The organism is Bergeyella zoohelcum ATCC 43767, from assembly GCF_000301075.1.
GTDB lineage: Bacteria > Bacteroidota > Bacteroidia > Flavobacteriales > Weeksellaceae > Bergeyella > Bergeyella zoohelcum.
In genome coordinates this window covers 1662288-1681900 of sequence record NZ_JH932293.1, presented here as the reverse complement: position 1 = coordinate 1681900, position 19613 = coordinate 1662288, and the positions used below count along the sequence as shown (strand labels likewise).

General features: G+C 36.4%; 18 protein-coding genes. 16 read left to right on the top strand and 2 right to left on the bottom strand.

Annotated elements, in window-relative coordinates:
• Window positions 1-175 precede the first annotated feature (175 nt).
• The gene (locus HMPREF9699_RS07765; protein WP_002663859.1) at window positions 176-1363 is read left to right on the top strand and encodes an efflux RND transporter periplasmic adaptor subunit; all 1188 of its coding nucleotides are present in this window, start codon (window positions 176-178) and stop codon (window positions 1361-1363) included.
• A 28-nt stretch (window positions 1364-1391) separates the two neighbouring features.
• Entirely contained in the window at window positions 1392-2756 is a 1365-nt protein-coding gene (locus tag HMPREF9699_RS07760; protein ID WP_002663858.1) for a TolC family protein, read from the top strand.
• 69 nt (window positions 2757-2825) lie between these two features.
• Here HMPREF9699_RS07760 and HMPREF9699_RS07755 read toward each other — a convergent pair whose 3' ends face one another.
• Window positions 2826-3704 carry a DUF4476 domain-containing protein gene (locus HMPREF9699_RS07755; protein ID WP_002663857.1) on the bottom strand — a complete coding sequence of 293 codons (879 nt, stop codon included), beginning with the start codon at window positions 3702-3704 and terminating at the stop codon, window positions 2826-2828.
• A gap of 211 nt (window positions 3705-3915) precedes the next feature.
• Between HMPREF9699_RS07755 and HMPREF9699_RS07750 the strand changes: the two genes are divergently transcribed.
• The 11 genes from HMPREF9699_RS07750 to HMPREF9699_RS07700 all read left to right on the top strand — a co-directional run bounded on the left by HMPREF9699_RS07750 (window position 3916) and on the right by HMPREF9699_RS07700 (window position 14991).
• Window positions 3916-4662: an electron transfer flavoprotein subunit beta/FixA family protein gene (locus tag HMPREF9699_RS07750; protein WP_002663856.1), complete on the top strand. Its 747-nt coding sequence runs from the start codon at window positions 3916-3918 to the stop codon at window positions 4660-4662.
• 32 nt (window positions 4663-4694) lie between these two features.
• The gene (locus HMPREF9699_RS07745; RefSeq protein WP_002663855.1) at window positions 4695-5642 is read left to right on the top strand and encodes an electron transfer flavoprotein subunit alpha/FixB family protein; all 948 of its coding nucleotides are present in this window, start codon (window positions 4695-4697) and stop codon (window positions 5640-5642) included.
• A gap of 96 nt (window positions 5643-5738) precedes the next feature.
• Window positions 5739-6341, top strand: a complete 603-nt coding sequence (locus tag HMPREF9699_RS07740) for a bifunctional nuclease family protein (RefSeq protein ID WP_034985801.1) — start codon at window positions 5739-5741, stop codon at window positions 6339-6341.
• Between the two features lie 18 nt (window positions 6342-6359).
• Complete coding sequence (locus HMPREF9699_RS07735; protein WP_002663853.1) at window positions 6360-7700, top strand: MFS transporter; 1341 nt, start codon at window positions 6360-6362, stop codon at window positions 7698-7700.
• A gap of 73 nt (window positions 7701-7773) precedes the next feature.
• The gene (locus HMPREF9699_RS07730; RefSeq protein ID WP_245946142.1) at window positions 7774-8157 is read left to right on the top strand and encodes a hypothetical protein; all 384 of its coding nucleotides are present in this window, start codon (window positions 7774-7776) and stop codon (window positions 8155-8157) included.
• Between the two features lie 4 nt (window positions 8158-8161).
• A complete protein-coding gene (locus tag HMPREF9699_RS07725; RefSeq protein WP_002663851.1) occupies window positions 8162-9340 on the top strand; it encodes an acetyl-CoA C-acyltransferase in 1179 nt (392 codons plus the stop codon).
• Window positions 9341-9429: 89 nt separating this feature from the next.
• Window positions 9430-10908 carry an MFS transporter gene (locus HMPREF9699_RS07720; protein ID WP_002663850.1) on the top strand — a complete coding sequence of 493 codons (1479 nt, stop codon included), beginning with the start codon at window positions 9430-9432 and terminating at the stop codon, window positions 10906-10908.
• Between the two features lie 32 nt (window positions 10909-10940).
• Window positions 10941-11867: a mevalonate kinase family protein gene (locus HMPREF9699_RS07715; protein WP_002663849.1), complete on the top strand. Its 927-nt coding sequence runs from the start codon at window positions 10941-10943 to the stop codon at window positions 11865-11867.
• An 8-nt stretch (window positions 11868-11875) separates the two neighbouring features.
• Entirely contained in the window at window positions 11876-12763 is an 888-nt protein-coding gene (locus HMPREF9699_RS07710) for a UbiA family prenyltransferase (protein WP_002663848.1), read from the top strand.
• A gap of 93 nt (window positions 12764-12856) precedes the next feature.
• A complete protein-coding gene (locus tag HMPREF9699_RS07705; protein ID WP_002663847.1) occupies window positions 12857-14029 on the top strand; it encodes a proline dehydrogenase family protein in 1173 nt (390 codons plus the stop codon).
• A gap of 89 nt (window positions 14030-14118) precedes the next feature.
• Complete coding sequence (locus HMPREF9699_RS07700; RefSeq protein ID WP_245946143.1) at window positions 14119-14991, top strand: alpha/beta hydrolase; 873 nt, start codon at window positions 14119-14121, stop codon at window positions 14989-14991.
• Between the two features lie 56 nt (window positions 14992-15047).
• On the opposite strand, the gene HMPREF9699_RS07695 is transcribed toward HMPREF9699_RS07700, so the two are convergent.
• Window positions 15048-16754, bottom strand: a complete 1707-nt coding sequence (locus tag HMPREF9699_RS07695; protein WP_002663844.1) for a T9SS type A sorting domain-containing protein — start codon at window positions 16752-16754, stop codon at window positions 15048-15050.
• Window positions 16755-17048: 294 nt separating this feature from the next.
• Here HMPREF9699_RS07695 and HMPREF9699_RS07690 point away from each other — a divergent pair, with 294 nt between their 5' ends.
• The 3 genes from HMPREF9699_RS07690 to darG are packed head-to-tail and all read left to right on the top strand — an operon-like array spanning window position 17049 to window position 19598.
• Entirely contained in the window at window positions 17049-17885 is an 837-nt protein-coding gene (locus tag HMPREF9699_RS07690; protein ID WP_002663841.1) for a 1,4-dihydroxy-2-naphthoyl-CoA synthase, read from the top strand.
• Window positions 17886-17917: 32 nt separating this feature from the next.
• Complete coding sequence (gene darT / locus HMPREF9699_RS07685; RefSeq protein WP_002663840.1) at window positions 17918-18571, top strand: type II toxin-antitoxin system toxin DNA ADP-ribosyl transferase DarT; 654 nt, start codon at window positions 17918-17920, stop codon at window positions 18569-18571.
• A gap of 4 nt (window positions 18572-18575) precedes the next feature.
• Window positions 18576-19598: a type II toxin-antitoxin system antitoxin DNA ADP-ribosyl glycohydrolase DarG gene (gene darG, locus HMPREF9699_RS07680; protein WP_002663838.1), complete on the top strand. Its 1023-nt coding sequence runs from the start codon at window positions 18576-18578 to the stop codon at window positions 19596-19598.
• Window positions 19599-19613 lie beyond the last annotated feature (15 nt).

The following is a 19613-nucleotide window of genomic DNA, read 5'->3' as shown; positions in this document are numbered from 1 at the left end:
TTCTCAACTTCTCGGAAGTCTGACTTCTGAGAAGTTTTTTTATTCTCAATTGCTATATGCTAATGGGTAATTTTATCAATGGGTAATTCCTACTTGTAACAAATTCCTGTTTCTTACGACAAATACCGTAGCGTTTGGATACAAAACCATGGGCGTTTTTAATAACTAATATAATATGATGACCAAAAAAAAATCTACAGTAAAAAAAATCCTTTACGGCCTTTTGGCAGTGGTAGGACTTGCCGTTTTGGGAATGGTGATTACTTATTTTATCAATTCCAATAAGCAAGAAAAAGAGGTATTTCTCACCAAAAAACCTTTTGTACAAGACCTTGAAGACAAGGTGATGGCTACCGGAAAAATAGTACCCAAAGAGGAAATAGAAATAAAACCCAATATGCCGGGAATCATCGATAAAATATATGTAAACGAGGGCGACAAGGTAGAAGTAGGGCAGCTCATTGCTACCCTAAAAATCGTACCCAATATTCAGAGTGTAAACGCCGCACAGCAAGAGGTAAACAATGGCCGTTTGCAAATAGCCAATGCACAGATGAATCTTTCTACCCAGCAAAAACAGTTTGATATGCAGCAATCGCTCTACCAGCAAGGCGTGATTTCAAAGCAGGAATACCTCACGGCACAGCAACAATTGCAGTCGGCACAAATCCAGTTGAAAAACGCCCAACAGCAGTTGGTTACCGCTCAAAAGTCTTTGCAGATAGCCAAAACAGGCGTAACTCCCGAGTTGCAAAGTTTGGCAACTACCCAGATTCGTTCCAAAGCCTCGGGTACCGTGTTAGAAGTACCCGTAAAGGTGGGAAACCAAGTGATAGAGGCCAATTCATTTAATGCGGGAACTACCATCGCCTCGGTTGCCAACCTCAATTCTTTGATTTTTGAAGGGAAAATAGACGAAGCCCAAGCCGGAAAATTGAAAGAAGGAATGGAGATGAACATTGTCATCGGGGCGTTGCAAAATAAAAAGTTTTCGGGCAAGCTCACCATGATTGCTCCTAAAGGCAAGGAAGAAAGCGGTACAATAAAATTTCCTGTAGAAGGCGATGTATTCAATCCCAACGGCGAATACATCAGAGCAGGATTCTCTGCCAATGGCGAAATCGTGCTAAATGCTCAGAAAAATGCTTTGCTACTGGATGAAAGCTTGATTCAATATGAAAAGAAAAACGGAGCAGATGTGCCTTTTGTGGAAGTGAAAAAAGCCAACGGGAAGTTTGAAAAGGTATTCGTAAAACTGGGCGGAAGCGACGGGATTAATGTGCAAATCCTTTCAGGATTAGACAAAAATGCCGAAGTGAAAGTATGGAACCCAAGCCAAAAGGATAAGGAGGCAATGAAATAATGGCTTTGCCAAGCTCAGAATAATAAACATGCAACAATCAATGAAAAAAAATATTACTACTTTATTGCTTTTTATTTCTTTGTGGGGGTTTTCTCAGGAGAAATGGTCTTTGCGTAAATGTGTGGATTATGCGGTGGAAAATAATTTGCAAGTAATCGCCAATCAATACAATAAAAAGATGCAGGAAAGCAGCCTGAAAATGGCGAGAAATGAATACTTACCTTCGGTTACTGCCAATGTGGGAAATTCAATGAACTTTGGTCAGACGCAAGGGTTTCAAGGAAGCATCGGAAGAAATGACAACTTCAATAATTCGGCAAATATCGGAGCGAGTGTATTGGTGTACAATGGGAATAGAGTAGGGAAGACCATCCGAAAAACGCAATACGATGTAGCTGCTGCTGGATATGATTTGGAGACGGTAAAAAACAATATCTCACTGCAAATCGTTCGGCAATATTTGTCCATATTGCTGAGCAAAGAAGTGCTGAAAATCAACCAAAGTGCTTTGGATAATGCACAAAAACTCTACGATAGAGCCGTGCTCACTACCCAAGTGGGAACTACAGCCCAAACTGTTTTGGCAGAAGCAGAAGCGGCACTTGCCCGAGAAAAACAAAACTTTACGAATGCAGAAATAGAAATCAAACGAAATCTTTTTGCCTTGGCACAAACGCTCCAGCTCAAGGAATACGAAGGATTTGATGTAGAGGATTTCCCCGTTTCGCACCCGATAGATGCAGCACATCACTACACTTTGCCACAGGTGGCAGAAGAGGCGTACCGCCAGCAGCCTCAAATTTTGGCAGCGGAAAGCAGAATAAAAGCAGCAGAAGCACAAACGGAAATCGCAAAAACGGCTTTTTATCCCACGGTAACTGCCAATGCAGGTATTGGTTCGTTTTATTTTAATTCGTTAGTTACCAATACCACAGGAATAGACATGTTCGGGAATATCCTCCGCGAAAAAGGATTTTTTGAGCAATACAAGACCAATTTTTCACAGCAAATCGGACTTTCTGTACACCTCCCGATTTTCAACAAAGGGATTACGAAACAACAAGTAGAACAAGCCAAAATCAATGAAGATATAGCCCGAAATAATTTGAACATCCAAAAGCAGGAGCTATTGCAATCCATCCAAAAAGCCTTTTTGGATTTAGACACCAATTATGAAAATTATCAAGCGGCAGTAGCGGCAGAAAAAAGCACACGCTTGGCGTTAGACTTTGCGGAAAAGAGCTACCACGCAGGGAAGAGCAGCATCTATGATTTGAATATCGCGAGAAATAATTATGCCAACGCCCAAGGTACAGTAGTCCAAAGTAAATACAATTTTCTCTTTAGTATGAAGCTACTGGAGTTTTATGCAGAGGGACATTTGACGCTTTAAAAGCATGAAAATGGCTAATGATACCCTAATCATTAGCCATTTTTATTTTAATTGTGGAGTGTTATCTTCCTAGTACCCTTGCCGAATGATATAATCCTGTACTTCTCTTTTGCTGGAAGTAAACCTTAATACATCTATCACTACATGATAATTTTGAGGGTCTATACAATACGCATACAGTTCCTTAGAAAGAGCAATTTGTTTCTTATCAAAAGAAATGACATTAATAATCTCTGCAATTTGTTTTGCATAGAAATTAGTATTTCGTATAGCCATTCGTATATTTCTTATCTTATCATCATCAAAAGAGGCTTGCTGTAAGTTTTTCACCAATTTTTTAAAATCTGCTGGGTGCATTGCAGGACGGTAATAAGGGTTACCATAGTTTTGTCCCGAATGGTAAGGAGCATTCCATACATCATCCCAAGCATTAAAACCATAGCTCTGCATACGCACAGGTACGATGTCTAAGAGATAAAGTCCATGACCAGAGAAAAAATCTACTATTAGCCTTGAATGATGAGGAATCTCTACACGAGAGCGATAGACTAAGTAATTATTTCTATAAATTAAGATAGGATAATTTCCCGCCTGAATATCAAAGAAACGATATTTTCCAGTGGCATTAGATATCATCTGGTTTCCCACATGTACCGTAAATTTACCCATTTCTGGAATCCTTAGAAACAATTCAGAGTTTCCCATGGAGTAATTAAAATGATAATTCCCATTTGGAGGGTAATGTTCCTCATTTCGGAAGCCACTCACTCTATCCGTAGTTGGATTTTTATGGTTACTTATTTTATTCTCATTGTGAGGTGTGGTCTTGTTTTTAAGTTCAGTAGTATTCAGTTCATTCGGTAAAAGTTTACCTGCTTTTCCTGCTTCTTGTGCATAAGTTCCCCATACGAATACAAGGGCTAATAAAAAAATAAATTTTGTTTTCATAAGCGGTTTATTTGAATTTCACCATACTATTATTATGCCAATTTTTATTTCACTTTCATGATGTTTCTTTCTAAAAAGTAAAATATTTTTTCAACTGAAAAATAAGTTATTCATCCATAATGTTCTTTCTGCTAAAGTTTTTTATTAAAAAAATAAGGTGGATTAATATAAAAATATGTACATTTACGCAGTTATATAAATCAAGATAAATATGAAAATATTGGTGTGCATTAGTAGTGTGCCAGATACTACTTCTAAAATCAATTTTACAGCAGATCAGTCTGCGTTTGATAAAACTGGTATTCAGTGGGTAATCAATCCTTTGGATGAGTTTGTACTCACTAAGGCCATTCAGCTTCAGGCTTCGGCAGGTGCTACCGTTACTGTAATTAATGTAGGAACTTCTGAGACAGAGCCTGTGATTCGTAAGGCATTAGCTATTGGAGCTAATGATGCGGTGAGAATAAATATAGAGCCTAAAGATAGCTATACTACTGCTAAGGAAATAGCAGAAGTAGCAAAGGCAGGAGGTTATGATTTGGTACTTTGTGGAAGAGAGTCTATTGATTATAATGGAGGAGCTGTTCCAGCAATGGTGGCAGAATTTTTGGGGCAGTCTTTTGTGAATGCTGCGGTAGGTCTTACTTTAGAAGGAAATATAGCTACAGTAGCCAGAGAAATAGATGGAGGTAAAGAAACTATCAAAGTACAGTTGCCTTTAGTAGTTGCAGGACAAAAAGGATTAGTAGATGAAAAAGAACTTATCATTCCTAATATGAGAGGCATCATGGGGGCAAGAACAAAGCCTTTGGAGGTAAAAGAAGCTACTGGAGCAGTACAAGGTGTTTCCTCCGTATCTTTCCAGTCTGTACCGCCAAGAGCTGCAGTGAAATTAGTTTCGCCAGATAATTTAGATGAATTGGTAAGGTTACTTCACGAGGAAGCTAAAGTGATTTAATTACAGGATTATTAATAAAAAAAAGAAAAAACATGTCAGTATTTGTTTACGCAGAAAATAGTAATGGTACATATAAAAAATCTACTTTAGAGGCAGTGTCTTATGCCAAAGCGGTAGCAGAAAAAGCAGGTACGGAGGTAGTAGCCATCGCCATTAATCCTACCGATAGTGCTGATAAACTCTACACTTGTGGGGTATCTAAAGTAATTGTGATAAAAAATGATGCACTCCAAGTTTTTAGTGCAAAAGTATATTCAGAAGTGGTAGCGGAGGTAGCGGATGGGAATTATATCGTTTTCCCGCATACGGCAGATGCTTCGGGTATTGCTTCTATGGTGGCAGTCAAAAAAGGGTATTCTTTAATTACCAATGTTATGGACGCACCTGAATCAGTAGCACCTTTCCAAGTAAGAAGGAAATCTTTCTCTGGCAAAGGTTATATGATCGCTAAAGCAGAACAATCTGGAGTAGTGATCACGGTTTCACCTAATGCCTATGGAGTGAAAGACAATGCGGTAAGTGGTACTGAAGAAAGTAAAGATGTTTCTGTTTCTACTGATGGTATTAGCGTGGTAGCTCAGGAGCAAAGCTCAGGAAAGTTAGACCTAAAAGAGGCAGAAATTGTAGTGTCTGCAGGTAGAGGGATGAAAGGCCCTGAAAACTGGGGAATGATAGAGGAACTTGCTAATGTACTAGGGGCTGCTACAGCTTCTTCCAAGCCAGTGGCTGACATCGGGTGGAGACCACATAGTGAGCATGTGGGACAGACAGGAAAGGCGATCTCTCCGAATCTTTACATTGCGGTAGGGATTTCTGGAGCTATTCAGCACCTTGCTGGCGTGAATGGTTCTAAGACTATTGTGGTGATTAATAATGATGCTGAAGCACCATTCTTTAAATCAGCAGATTACGGTGTAGTGGGAGACGCTTTCCAAGTAATTCCTGCACTTACAGAGAAAATCAAAGCGTTTAAAGGTTAATTTTTTACCACTTCTATACAATAAAAAGTCCATTTTAATGGGCTTTTTTCATTGGAAAAATAGAATAATATCATAAAAAATACAGTATATTTGTCCATGGACTTTAAGGAATTAAGAATAAGAGGAATATCACATAGTCAATCCAAAGCAGGAGCTTATGCCCTCATATTAGAAGAACCGTTAAGTGGTATTAAACTACCTATTGTTATTGGAGGGAATGAAGCACAAGCCATCTCCATTGGGTTAGAAAAAGATTTGCCCACCGCCCGCCCGCTTACTCATGATATTTTCACAAAATTTATTACAGAAACGGGATACGAGGTGGTTTCGGTGATTATCCATAGTATTGTAGATGGTGTTTTTTATTCTAATATTAATTTTACTAATAAATCTACGGGAGATGCTATCGTTCTAGATGCAAGGACTTCTGATGCAGTAGCCATGGCAGTAAGGCAAGATGCACCTATTTATACTACTTCTGAAGTATTGAGTGAAGCAGGAATTATTTTGGAAATTCAAGAAATACCATCATCTCATCAAGACCAAGAAGAAATAAGCCAAGAAAGAGAAGAAAGATTAGAGCATCTATCTTCTGATGTACTTCGTGCTAAACTAGAAGAAGCAGTGAAAATAGAAGATTTTGATACCGCTGCTAAAATCCAAGAGATACTTAATCACAGAGCAAAACCGATAGATTAACTATAAAAACAATTCATTATGAATGTAAAATTACGACTTATCCTTCTTAATTTTTTACAGTTTGCGGCGTGGGGAGCATACCTTACTTCTATGGGAAAATATTTAGGAGCGATAGGTTTAGGAGATAAAATTCCTATTTTTTACGCCATGCAAGGTATTGTTTCCATTTTTATGCCTGCAATTTTGGGAATCATTGCAGACCGATGGATTCCTGCTCAGCGTTTGTTGGGCTTTGCTCATCTCATTGCAGGGATGGCTATTGCAGGGACAGGTTATGTAGGAATGGTGAATGGTAGTGCCACAGAGTTTTCTGTACTTTTTGGACTGTATTCTCTCAGTGTTATGTTTTATATGCCTACTATTGCACTTTCTAATTCTGTAGCATATACCATTTTGAAAAATAATAATATGGATATTATTAAAGCCTTTCCTCCTATACGGACATTAGGAACAGTAGGATTTATTTGTGCCATGTTATTTGTGAATTTCGCTGGCATTAATGAGGGAAATCTAGGATTTAATTTTAATAACCAATCTAATTTTGAAAGTTTTCAGAATACCTATGCTCAGTTTTTCGTTTCGGCAATATTGAGTTTTGCTTTGTTTTTATTTTCATTTGCATTGCCAAATTGCCCTACGAGTCCTGCTTCAGAGAAGCAATCATTTTCAGAAGCTTTTGGTCTGAAAGCCTTTGCATTATTCAAAGATAAAAGAATGGCCATTTTCTTCATCTTTTCTATGCTTTTAGGAGTTTCTTTGCAGATTACTAATGCGTATGCTAATCCTTTTATTTCCAGTTTTGGAGATATTGAAGAGTACAGCTCTGCGTGGGGAGTGAATAATGCTAACGCACTGATTTCTCTTTCACAAGTCTCAGAGACACTTTGTATTTTATTAATTCCTTATTGTCTAAAGAAATTTGGAATAAAAAAAGTGATGCTTATGGCGATGTTTTCTTGGTTTTTAAGATTCGGGCTTTTCGCTATAGGGGATCCTGGCTCTGGCGTATGGATGTTCATTCTTTCCATGATTGTTTACGGGGTAGCCTTTGATTTTTTCAATGTTTCAGGGTCGCTCTTTGTGGATCAAGAAACCGATGTAAGTATTCGTTCTTCGGCACAAGGCGTATTTATGATGATGACGAATGGATTCGGAGCTACAATAGGAGTGTTGGTTGCTGGGGCAGTGGTCAATCATTTTAATGTGTTTTCAGACACTACAGATGCCATTACCAGAATGAAAGGATGGGAATCCGCATGGAGTATTTTTGCCCTATATGCCCTCATAGTAGCTTTGGTATTTATGGTTATTTTTAAGTACAAACATGAGCCAGAAAAACTAGAAAATGTAAAGCACTAGGCTTCGTACAAGAGGGTCATTTAATTTAAAGTGTTAAAAAATGTGTAAATTGCAGTCGCATTTTGGATATAAAATGAAGAAAATTTGGATTGCTTTCGCATTATTGCTTACCTCCTATGTTGCTGCACAGCAAAATCAAGAAAAATGTAATCTGCCCGAAGGTAAATATATTGCTTGGGATGTTCCTATGGATGAATGGATGTTGGAAATTAAAGGTAACCAATTAAAGGAAATCATTCATCATGGTGAGATAGTGATTTATTCCACTTATACCAAAGTTCATCCTAATGACTGTGAATACCTAATGACTGTACAAAAAATAGAAGGTGATGAACCCGAAATAAAGGTAGGAGATAAGTACATTACTACCGTAAAAGATATTATAGATAATTATTTATACATCCGTACCGAAACGCAAAAAACAGGTATGGAATTAATACTTTTAAAACAAAAATAAATTTATGAAAGAAATTTTCATCGTATCTGCTGCTCGTACACCTATGGGTAGCTTTTTAGGGAGTTTAGCGTCTGTTCCTGCTACCCAACTTGGTGCAGTGGCGGTAAAAGGTGCTTTGGATAAAATTAATTTAGACCCTGCTTTGGTACAAGAAATCTACATGGGAAATGTGCTTCAGGCAGGTGAAGGACAGGCTCCTGCAAGACAAGTAGCATTAGGAGCAGGGCTTTCCGAGGAGACTCCCGCTACTACCATTAATAAAGTATGTGCTTCTGGAATGAAAGCCGTAATGATGGCAGCACAAGCCATTAAAGCAGGAGATGCAGACATCATCGTAGCAGGAGGTATGGAGAATATGAGTAGTGTTCCGCATTATTACAATGCCAGACAAGCAACAAAATTAGGCGATGTAAAAATGCAAGACGGAATGGTTACAGATGGGCTTACCGATGTGTATAACAAAGTACACATGGGTGTTTGTGCGGAGAAATGTGCTGCAGAATATCATATTTCTCGCGAAGAACAAGATGCTTTTGCGGTACAATCTTATCAGCGTTCGGCAAAGGCTTGGGCAGAAGGGAAATTTGCAGAGGAAGTAGTTCCTGTAGAAATTCCACAGAGAAAAGGAGAGCCTATTATCTTTGCAGAAGATGAAGAATATAAAGCAGTAAACTTTGACAGAATAGGTGCTTTACCTACTGTTTTCCAAAGAGAAAATGGTACCGTAACTGCCGCCAATGCTTCTACGCTAAATGATGGAGCATCTGCCCTTATCCTTGTTTCTAAAGAAAAAATGGAAGAGTTAGGATTAAAACCATTGGCGAAAATTGTTTCTTATGCTGATGCTGCACAAGCTCCAGAGTGGTTTACCACAGCCCCAGCAAAGGCATTGCCTATCGCTCTGAAAAAAGCGAACTTGCAGATTTCTGATATTGATTTCTTTGAGTTTAACGAAGCTTTTTCTGTAGTAGGATTGGCTAATAATAAAATTTTAGGTTTAGATGCAGAAAAAGTGAATGTAAATGGAGGAGCAGTGGCTTTAGGACATCCATTAGGAAGTTCAGGAGCGAGAATCATCGTTACGCTTATCAATGTTCTTAAGCAAAACAATGGAAGATACGGAGCAGCTGCCATCTGTAACGGTGGAGGTGGTGCATCGGCTATTGTCATTGAAAATGTATAGTAAATCTATTTTATAAACTTTTAAAAACCATTGAGGAAATACCATTTTTCTCAATGGTTTTTTTATTTTTGCTGAATAATTCATCATTCATGACAGAAAACGAAAACTTACCTAAGACCAACATCAAGAATGATCCGAAAATCATGAAAGCATGGGCATTCTACGATTGGGCAAACTCCGTATATTCTCTGGTAATTACTTCTACTATTTTTCCTATTTATTATACCATTCTTACTACGGCGTACAATAAAAAAGAGTTTGTACCCGAAGCAGGAGAAATACAAGAAATTCCTGTGAGAAATATGATTACCATATTGGGAGAGACTTATCAGCCCGATGCAGTGCTTAGTTTTTCTTATGCTATTTCTTTCTTTTTGGTAGTATTATTATCTCCATTTTTATCTTCATTAGCAGATACCATAGGGAATAAGAAATCTTTTCTCCAGTTTTTCTGCTACCTCGGTGCCACTTCATGCATGGGACTGGCTATGTTCACGGGGATGGAAAATGTTTTCTTAGGGTTGCTTTTTAGCATCACTGCAAGTGTGGGCTTCTGGGGAAGTTTAGTATTTTATAATTCCTTTTTACCTGACATTGCAACTCCTGATAAGCAGGATGAACTCTCTGCAAGAGGTTTTATCCATGGGTATATTGGTTCAGTGATTTTACTGGTGCTATGTTTGGTACTTATCCAAGGACTTACCGATGATGAAACGCTGAGAACTCAACTTATCCGTGTAACTTTTTTAATTACAGGAGCTTGGTGGTTTGGATTTTCTCAATATACCTTTAAACACCTTCCTCAGTTCGGAAATATAGAAAATAAATTACCGAAGGATTTAGTGCTTTTAAATTATAAAAATATCTTTAAAAAACATGCAGAACATGGTGGGTTTTGGATGGTTTTGATAGATAATATCAAATTTTATATTGCCATTGCAAAGGAAAGTTTTAAAGAACTTTTCAAAGTGGGAAGAAACCTTTTTGGTAACAAAAACTTAAGTTTTTTTCTCAGTAGCTTTTTCTTTTACAGCGTAGGGATGCAAACTATATTTCTCATGGCAACGCCTTTCGGAAGTACTGTGGTATTCCCGAAATCAGATGATAAATACAAACTGATTATTACCATTTTAATCATTCAGATTATTGCCATTTTTGGTGCATATTTATTTTCAAGATTATCCAAAAAAATCGGTAATAAAAATGTACTTACCATTGCCATTGTCATTTGGATAGGATGTTGTCTTACGGCGTTTATTATGAACAAGGAAAATCCTAATTTACAGATGATATTTTACATTTTGGCTGGATTTATTGGTTTAGTGATGGGAGGGCTACAATCTCTTTCCCGCTCTACTTATTCTAAATTGCTTCCTGAAAACTCTCAGGAAAACACTACATTTTTTAGCTTTTTCGATGTTTTAGAAAAGATAGCTATTATTTTAGGAATGCTTATTTTCTCTGTTATTATCCAGAAATTTGGGAATATGCAGTATGCATTCATCGCGATGTCTAGCTTTTTTGCCATTGGAGCTGTATTGATTAGATTTATACATGTGAAAAAATAATTTTTTCTTACCTTTGTGGAATAATGAGCTCTATGTCAAATCCTCTTTTTTACGCTAAGATATTACTATTCGGAGAGTATGGAATCATCGAAGATTCTCAAGGGCTTACTTTACCATATTCTTTTTACAAAGGGACACTGAAATTTTCTGCCTTAGATACGGAATTTGAAAAAAAATCTAATGAAAGTTTAAAGCAATATGCTGAATATCTAAAAAATACAGCATTGCCAGAAAATTTCAAGATGGATATTGATGCTCTACTTAAAGATATTTCAGAAGGTTTATTCTTTGATAGTAATATCCCACAAGGCTACGGCGTAGGAAGTTCTGGTGCTTTGGTGGCAGCTATTTTTGAACGCTATTCTTACAAAAAATTTATGCCCGAAAGCATATCTAAGGAGGAACTTAAACAGCTGAAATCCGTATTCGGACTTTTGGAAAGTTATTTTCATGGTAAAAGTTCGGGGATAGACCCACTGATTTGTTATATGAATTTACCTATTCTCATTGAAAATAGAGAGAATGTGGACAAGGTAAGCATTCCTGAAGAGGAAATGGGAAAAGGAGCAATATTTCTCATTGATTCTGGAGCAGTGGGAGAGACTGGGCCTATGGTACAGATTTTCTTTGAAAAAATGAAAACTGAAGGATTCAGGAAGACGCTTAAAGATGAATTTATCAGGTACAATAATGCATGTATAGATACTTTCCTAAAGAAGGAAATGACGCCTTTTTTTAAAAATCTCAAATCGCTTTCTAAATGGGCATATATCCATTTCAAACCCATGATTCCTAAATCTTTGTACAATGCTTGGAAAAAAGGATTGGATACCAATGCGTATTATTTAAAACTCTGTGGAAGCGGTGGTGGTGGCTATATTTTGGGGTTCACCAAGGATTTTGAGAAGGCAGATAAAATGCTGGAAGGTTTTCAGAAAGAGGTCATTTATCGTTTTTAAACATACCGATGGAACAGTTGAAACTTTGGACTAAAAAAATATTGGGCTTCTTATTAGGAGCTCGTTTTTTTACGACAATTGTTTTAGCATTTGCACTTTATGTATCTACTTTTTTTATTTTTAATACCAATGAAAATATCAAAGATTTTGTCTTTGATTTAAAAGTGCATGGTATTATTTTTTGTGGGCTGATGAGTATCCTTACAGGAGCGATGATTAATCAGTTTTACGATCAAGAAAAAGATAGAGTAGTAAGACCTTTCAGAACGAAGCTTCAATCTTTTATTCAGCAGAAAACCTATCTCATTTCCTATCTTATAGGCTCCATATTGAGCCTCATTTTGGCAGGGATTATTTCGTTGAGAGTTTTTATATTTTACCTTATTTTTCAAATTTTTATTTGGGCATACAGTCATAAATTATCCAGAATTTTAATACTGAATAACCTCCTTTTCGTGTCCTTATCCTTATATCCATTCTTCGGGATGGTCATCTATTTTGAAGCCTATCATGCAGTAGTCTTTGTGATGGCGGCGTATCTTTTTCTATTACTATTATTAATGGACTTGATGAAAGATATTTTGAGCCAACGCATTGATTCTGTTCTAGGCTATCAGACGCTTCCCAATACCATAAGTATTTCGTGGACAAAGAGAATAAGTATAGGAGTATTGCTTCTTCTGATGATAATTTCGGTAGCACTGTATCAACTGCTTAAAAATCATGTATTTTTACCTTATTATTTCCTTTTGGGATTATTATTTTTTTTAGGTTTAATGTTTTTGATTGTATTCAAAAAAGATAAAGGGATGCCTTTAATCATCAATAATTTACTGAAAATTTGGATTTTCATCGGAATTTGGGCTATCGCACTAGATGGAATATTTTCATATTAGATTTGTACACATTGATTTTGATGACTAAATTTGCCATTGTTTAAAAGCGGAACTAAAAAAAAATCGTTAAATTATTTATCAACTATAACAGCAATGTCTATATTTAACAACACAGAAATAGCATTTAAAGATAAATCCACTGCCCAACTGAAAAAGGCGTACTGGATGTTTAAAATGATTGAAAACCCATCATTAACGGGATTAGGAATCAAAGCACTCAATTTTAGCATTAAGAATAATTTTCCTTTTGTGGAAAACATTGTGAGAAAAACGCTGTTTGCCCAGTTTGTGGGAGGAGAAACGCGTGAAAAAAGCTTAGAAGTAGTAAACCAAATGCACAAAAGCCACATCGGAAGTATATTTGATTATGCAATTGAAGGGAAAGAAGATGAGGCACACTTTGACCAAACTTGTCATGAAATCTTAGAAAATATAGATTTTGCCGCAGGAAATCCCGCCATTCCTTTTGTGGTTTTTAAACCTACAGGTTTCGGGAGATTTGATTTGTATGCTGAAATCCAAGCAGATATAGAGCTTACGGCATCAGAAAAAGAAGAATGGAATAGAGTGGTAGAAAGGTATGATAAAGTGTGTAAAAGAGCCCACGAAAAAGATGTAGTACTCATGGTAGATGCTGAAGAGACATGGATACAAACTACAGTAGATGAGCTGGTAAATGAAATGATGAAAAAATACAATACTGAAAAGGCGATTGTATGGAATACCATCCAAATGTATAGAACAGGAAGATTAGAGTACTTGGAAGAAGATTTAAAAAGAGCTAATGAGCATCATTATTTCCTCGGCTATAAATTTGTGCGTGGAGCGTATATGGAAAAAGAGAGAGCAAGAGCTGCTGAAATGAAATATCCAGACCCTATACAGCCTACCAAACAAGCAAGTGATGATAATTACAACGCTGCTATTCACTTTGTGATGAAAAATTTGGATAAAATTTCGGCATTTTTTGGTACGCATAATGAGAAATCTACAGAACTGATAATGGATAAGATGAAAGAGCTAGATCTCCCGAATGACTATCCTAAAATTCATTTTGGACAATTGTACGGAATGAGCGATAATATTTCTTACTATCTAGGAAATTTTAAATACAATGCTTGTAAATATCTTCCGTATGGCCCTGTGAAAGATGTAGTTCCGTATCTTACCCGAAGAGCTCAAGAAAATACTTCTGTAGCAGGACAAACGGGTAGAGAATTAGGACTTATCCAAAAAGAAATTCAGCGAAGAGAAAGTGCTAGATAATAATTTCCTCTCATTATTTGAGAGGATTTTTTCTATTAATAGGCACACTTGCATGATTATTGTCTAAAAAATGGTTTAAAAACTCAATAGTGAAAAAAGTAATAAAATCTTTCATGCTCGTTTTGTTTATTGGTACAATGATGAGCTGTAATAATAAACATCGTGTTTTCATCGCTCATACTGGTGAGCAAAAAATATTCAATATGCCTTATGGTAAACATAAAAGACATATCATGGATATTTTTAGTCCCAAAGAAATAGATGAGAATAAACCTGCCATTCTTATCATTCATGGAGGAGCGTGGCAATTTGGTAGAAAAGAACACATTGGGCAGATTCAGCGGTATTTACTGAAGGAAGGATTTGTGAGTTATAGTATTAATTATCGTTTGGTGAGCAGAAAAAAAGGTATTACCTACCGAGAGCAGCTGGACGATGTTGCTCATGCGGTACAACAATTTAAAGAATTTGCTGATAAAGCCAATATTCCATACCGAGGTTTAGTGGTTTTGGGAGAAAGTGCAGGGGGACATTTGGCACTTATGTACGGCTATACATATTCTGATATTGTCCATAAAATTATTGCTCTGAGTCCGCCAGTAGATTTTTATTCTGAAAAGTATAGGGCTAGTTTTTATTACAAATTATCACACCGAACTTTTGAAAAAGTGGTGGGGGCAAGATATACTGAATCTTCATTAGAAGAATTTCAAAAAGCAAGTCCCATATTTGTAGCTTCGGCTGTTCCTACACTCCATTTTCAAGGGGGAAGAGATATTTTAGTTCATCAAAGCCAAGGACTAACATTAGACTCTGTGCTCACGGAGAAGCAGATTCCTCATCAGTTGGTTTTCATGCCCAAAAGAGGACATACTCCGAGGCTACTTAGCAAGAAATTTAGAGAGACAGTACTTTATCCTCATATTAAAACATTTCTACAAAAAAACAAAATAAAAAAGTAAACTAAAATGTTTTTCATTCCAGTTTACTTTAGAAAAAATGGATAGTAGAAAATAGATTATTTTTTAATGAGTTTCTGAATAATGAATTTATCAGCATCAGAAAGTTTTATCTTAACTATATAAGTACCTGATAGTAAATCAGAAACGGTGTATTCTTTTGCTTTTCCGCCTAATACTTTTACTAAGGCACCTCCTGCGGAATAGATTTCTATTTTTTCTATATTTTCTTTATGAGTACTGATATGAAATACATCATCTGTAGGATTAGGATAAATCACTATGTTAGCCGTTTTTTTATGAGCTTCATTTACGCTAAGTGTTTCATGCTCCGATGAATAGATGGACTTTACACGGGAGGCATCAATGGATCTAACAGACCAATAGATATTGGAAGGAATAGATGCAAAATCAATATACCAGCTAGGTGTTTTCACCTCATAATTTGCAATATCTACTGCACCTGGGCTTGTACCAATTCTAATTTCATAAGAAAGTCCCTCTGCTGCCGTTTTATCATCAGTAGCTCCGCTCCAATTGAACTCAACACGATTTCCCGAAATCGTGGAACTCAATTGGGTAGGGGGGGTAGGCGGATGATTTATGGTGGTTTGATTATTTTGGTACAATTTGGATAGGAGTTTACCGCTTCCGTTCCAGTCAAACCCTGTCATGACTATATCTAGGTCATTGTCTCCATCCATGTCAAGACTATTGATAAATCCAGGTCCATCTATAGGTATTAATCCTGTGTTTTGATCTTTTACGAAGGTATTTTGAGTAGGGTGGTAGTAATAAACTTCGGTAATAGGCTCATAGTTTCTTGCTCCGATGGTGATAATATCTGGATAGCCATCATTATTAAAATCAGCACAATGAATAGACGGGTTGGAGAGTCCTGCACCAGGTATTTCAGTCTGCGTGAAATTCCCCTGTCCATCATTAATAAAATAGGAAAAATAATCTTCTAATCCGTCATCACCTATTCCTGCGAAATCCATGAATCCGTCATTATTAAAGTCTGCAACATCTATTTTACCCACAATTCCGATGTACACTTCATGTAAAGTAAGCACACCATTATTATTGAGATAAGTTTTGCAAACTGGTTGGTCAGAGTCGTCCATTCCTATAATAATAAGATCTAATTCTTTATCGTTATTAATATCCACTACCTTAAAATTTCCATAAATGGTACCGTCAGATAGAAGATTTGAGGTAAGCTGAAAACCAGAAGAGGAGTTTTGGTAGTGTAATACTTGTTTCGGATCACTACTACTTTCAATACCACTAATAGCATAGTCAAGAAGACCATCGTGGTTAAAATCAAAAACATCCATATCTCCAGATATTTTCCCTTGATCATCAAATACAGAATTAAATCCATTTCCCGTATTTATGTATCGGTAATGTTTGGTACCATAATCATAATTTAGCCCTACCGTAACAATATCTTTTAGCCCATCATTATTAAAATCAAAAACTTTAATAGGTCCAGAATGTGTACCTCCATTATTCAGAGTATGAGAAGCGGTAAACTGACCATTTTTTAACAAGTAGGCTTGACTATAAGTGGTTTCTGGAAAATCATCACTATTGGTATCTTGAGCACCATTGATGACAATATCCATTACACCATCATTGTCAATATCCGCTACACAAGAATTACTGTAATACAAACTATGAAGAATGCTAGGCAGCTCTGTAAAACTTTGAGCGTTCATAATCATTGGCAAAAGCCCCACTAGGATAAAAGTTTTTTTCATGTTATATTGTTTATAATTATTCTAAACAAAAATAATAAAATTATTTAGATGCTTGCATGATTTTTATCAGTAATTCATAGTGATGCTGATATTTCAATACCATCTGTAGTATGTGTATAGTTGTTGATAATCAGTATTTTAATACACTAAATTAATTTAATAAGTTGAATCTAATAAATTTAAAATTTATTTTTTGCCACATATTTCAAATGAATGAGTTTCTTAGAATGTCTTTATTTTTCTTTGTCTTCTATCTTAGAATTTTTATCCCTATTTTTGCTAAAAATTAACATTATGCAAGATTGGAAAACCGTAAAAGAATACGAAGATATTACCTACAAAAAATGTAACGGCGTGGCAAGAATCGCCTTTAACCGACCTGAAGTACGCAATGCTTTCCGCCCCAAAACTACCTCCGAGCTTTACGATGCGTTTTATGATGCGTACGAAGACTCAAGCATTGGGGTAGTGCTACTCACTGGCGAAGGTCCCAGCCCAAAGGACGGTGGACACGCATTCTGTAGCGGTGGTGATCAAAAGGCTCGTGGACATCAAGGCTATGTAGGCGAAGACGGAAGGCATCGCCTTAATATATTAGAGGTGCAAAGGCTTATCCGTTTTATGCCAAAGGTGGTGATTGCCGTGGTAAATGGCTGGGCTGTTGGAGGCGGACATTCTTTACATGTAGTTTGTGATTTGACTCTCGCCAGCGAAGAACACGCCATCTTCAAACAAACCGATGCCGATGTTACCAGCTTTGATGGAGGCTATGGCTCGGCGTATTTGGCAAAAATGGTAGGACAGAAAAAAGCTCGTGAAATTTTCTTTCTAGGGCGAAATTACTCCGCACAAGAGGCGTTTGAAATGGGAATGGTGAATAAAGTGGTGCCTCACGCTCGTTTGGAACAGGAAGCGTACGAGTGGGCTCAAGAAATCCTTGCAAAATCCCCGACATCAATTCGTATGCTGAAATTTGCGATGAACCTTACCGATGACGGAATGGTAGGGCAACAAGTTTTCGCAGGAGAAGCCACTCGACTTGCCTATATGACCGACGAAGCCAAAGAAGGGCGTAACGCATTTTTAGAGAAAAGAAAACCTGACTTTGGAGAGAATCAGTGGATTAGTTAAATAACTTGATAATTTTACTAAAAATAGTAGCTATGAATTTATCTGAAATCAAAGTATTTAGGATGACACATATAGACAATATTCCTCATATTTTACAAAATGGAATAACGCACAAAAATTCACCTAATGCTAATGTAAACTATGTTTCGATTGGAGATAATTCATTGATTGATACTCGAGCGAGCAAAACTATTCAAGTTACTAATGGAACTTTAGACTATAGAGATGCAAAGCGTATATGTTTAGGAGATTTTATTCCTTTTTACTTTTGGTTGAGGATGCCTATGCTGTACATCATTCAAAAGGGATTTCATAATGTTGTTAAAAGAAATCCCGAAGAAATAGTATATTTGGTTTGTATTCCGAGCAAATTGGCTGACCAATATTCAGAAGTATATTTTTCAGATGGACACGCTGCAGATAAATTTTCTGTTTTGTATGATAAAACAGCTTTAAATAAAATTGAAACTATTTTGGATTGGAAGGCCATCAAAGCAAGGGATTGGGGTGGAGATGAAAATTTAGATGTCAAAAGAAAAAAAGAGGCTGAATTTTTAGTAAAAGCGGATATAGCTTCTGATTTTATTATCGGTTTTGGTTGTTATAATGAGATGGCTAAACAAAAGTTGATTAGTTTTGGTATAGAGGAGGTAAAAATTAAAGTTATTCATCAATATTATTATTAAAGCTATGATTACTTATTTAGAAGGAAACATATTAGAGAGTGATGCACAGGCACTCATTAATACGGTGAATACCGTTGGGGTAATGGGAAAAGGTATTGCACTCCAATTTAAAAATGCTTTCCCGAATAACTTTAAGCAATATCAAAAAGCCTGTAAAGAAAAAAGTGTGGTAGTGGGGAAAATGTTTGTAACCGAAGATGAGAATCTTACTTCTGGTAAGAAAGTTATCATCAACTTTCCCACCAAAACCACTTGGAAAAAGCCCTCTGAATATGAATATATAGAATGGGGACTTGATGATTTGGTAAAAATCATTAAGGAAAGGAACATCAAGAGTATTGCCATTCCGCCATTGGGGGCAGGAAATGGAGGATTGGACTGGGATAAAGTAAAGCAAATAATAGAACGAAAACTTTCTCATCTGGATACGGAAATCTACATCTACGAACCTTCTGTCCAAATCAAAGAGCAACTGAAAAATGAGAGGGTGAAACTGACACAAGGCAGAGCTTTACTACTATATGTACTACACGATTTGGTACGAGAAGGAGAATTTGTATCTGAATTTTCAAGTGAGAAAGTATGCTATTTCCTTCAAAAGTTTGGAGCTGAAAAGTATTTGAAATTGAAATTTACTCCTTATTTTTATGGACCTTATTCAGGAAAAGTTCGTTTTGTTTTGAATGCCTTGAACGGAAGCTATATCATGGGATATAGCGATATGAATAAAAAACCTTTTGAACCACTCAATTTGCTTGGAGATGGATTTCAAGAAGTGGAAAAATTCATTGAAGGTAATGAAGAATTGAAGCAGATTGCTAATGACACCATGCATTTTCTGGAAGGATTTTATTCTGATTATGCTTTGGAATTACTTTCTTCGGTAGATTATATTATGAGAGAAGAAAAAACAAAAGAAAAAGAGATCATCATAGAAAAACTTAAAAGTTGGAATAGTAGAAAAAGTGAAATGACCTCTAATGAAAGATATTTAGATATTGTTTTAAAACATTTAATTCAAAATTAAGTGGTTTTTCATTTC

Excerpts from the sequence above, each read along its gene's own strand:
- HMPREF9699_RS07765 (WP_002663859.1), top strand. The coding sequence starts at position 176 with ATGATGACCAAAAAAAAATCTACAGTAAAAAAAATCCTTTACGGCCTT.
- HMPREF9699_RS07760 (WP_002663858.1), top strand. The coding sequence starts at position 1,392 with ATGCAACAATCAATGAAAAAAAATATTACTACTTTATTGCTTTTTATT.
- HMPREF9699_RS07755 (WP_002663857.1), bottom strand. The coding sequence starts at position 3,704 with ATGAAAACAAAATTTATTTTTTTATTAGCCCTTGTATTCGTATGGGGA.
- HMPREF9699_RS07750 (WP_002663856.1), top strand. The coding sequence starts at position 3,916 with ATGAAAATATTGGTGTGCATTAGTAGTGTGCCAGATACTACTTCTAAA.
- HMPREF9699_RS07745 (WP_002663855.1), top strand. The coding sequence starts at position 4,695 with ATGTCAGTATTTGTTTACGCAGAAAATAGTAATGGTACATATAAAAAA.
- HMPREF9699_RS07740 (WP_034985801.1), top strand. The coding sequence starts at position 5,739 with ATGGACTTTAAGGAATTAAGAATAAGAGGAATATCACATAGTCAATCC.
- HMPREF9699_RS07735 (WP_002663853.1), top strand. The coding sequence starts at position 6,360 with ATGAATGTAAAATTACGACTTATCCTTCTTAATTTTTTACAGTTTGCG.
- HMPREF9699_RS07730 (WP_245946142.1), top strand. The coding sequence starts at position 7,774 with ATGAAGAAAATTTGGATTGCTTTCGCATTATTGCTTACCTCCTATGTT.
- HMPREF9699_RS07725 (WP_002663851.1), top strand. The coding sequence starts at position 8,162 with ATGAAAGAAATTTTCATCGTATCTGCTGCTCGTACACCTATGGGTAGC.
- HMPREF9699_RS07720 (WP_002663850.1), top strand. The coding sequence starts at position 9,430 with ATGACAGAAAACGAAAACTTACCTAAGACCAACATCAAGAATGATCCG.
- HMPREF9699_RS07715 (WP_002663849.1), top strand. The coding sequence starts at position 10,941 with ATGTCAAATCCTCTTTTTTACGCTAAGATATTACTATTCGGAGAGTAT.
- HMPREF9699_RS07710 (WP_002663848.1), top strand. The coding sequence starts at position 11,876 with ATGGAACAGTTGAAACTTTGGACTAAAAAAATATTGGGCTTCTTATTA.
- HMPREF9699_RS07705 (WP_002663847.1), top strand. The coding sequence starts at position 12,857 with ATGTCTATATTTAACAACACAGAAATAGCATTTAAAGATAAATCCACT.
- HMPREF9699_RS07695 (WP_002663844.1), bottom strand. The coding sequence starts at position 16,754 with ATGAAAAAAACTTTTATCCTAGTGGGGCTTTTGCCAATGATTATGAAC.
- HMPREF9699_RS07690 (WP_002663841.1), top strand. The coding sequence starts at position 17,049 with ATGCAAGATTGGAAAACCGTAAAAGAATACGAAGATATTACCTACAAA.
- darT (WP_002663840.1), top strand. The coding sequence starts at position 17,918 with ATGAATTTATCTGAAATCAAAGTATTTAGGATGACACATATAGACAAT.
- darG (WP_002663838.1), top strand. The coding sequence starts at position 18,576 with ATGATTACTTATTTAGAAGGAAACATATTAGAGAGTGATGCACAGGCA.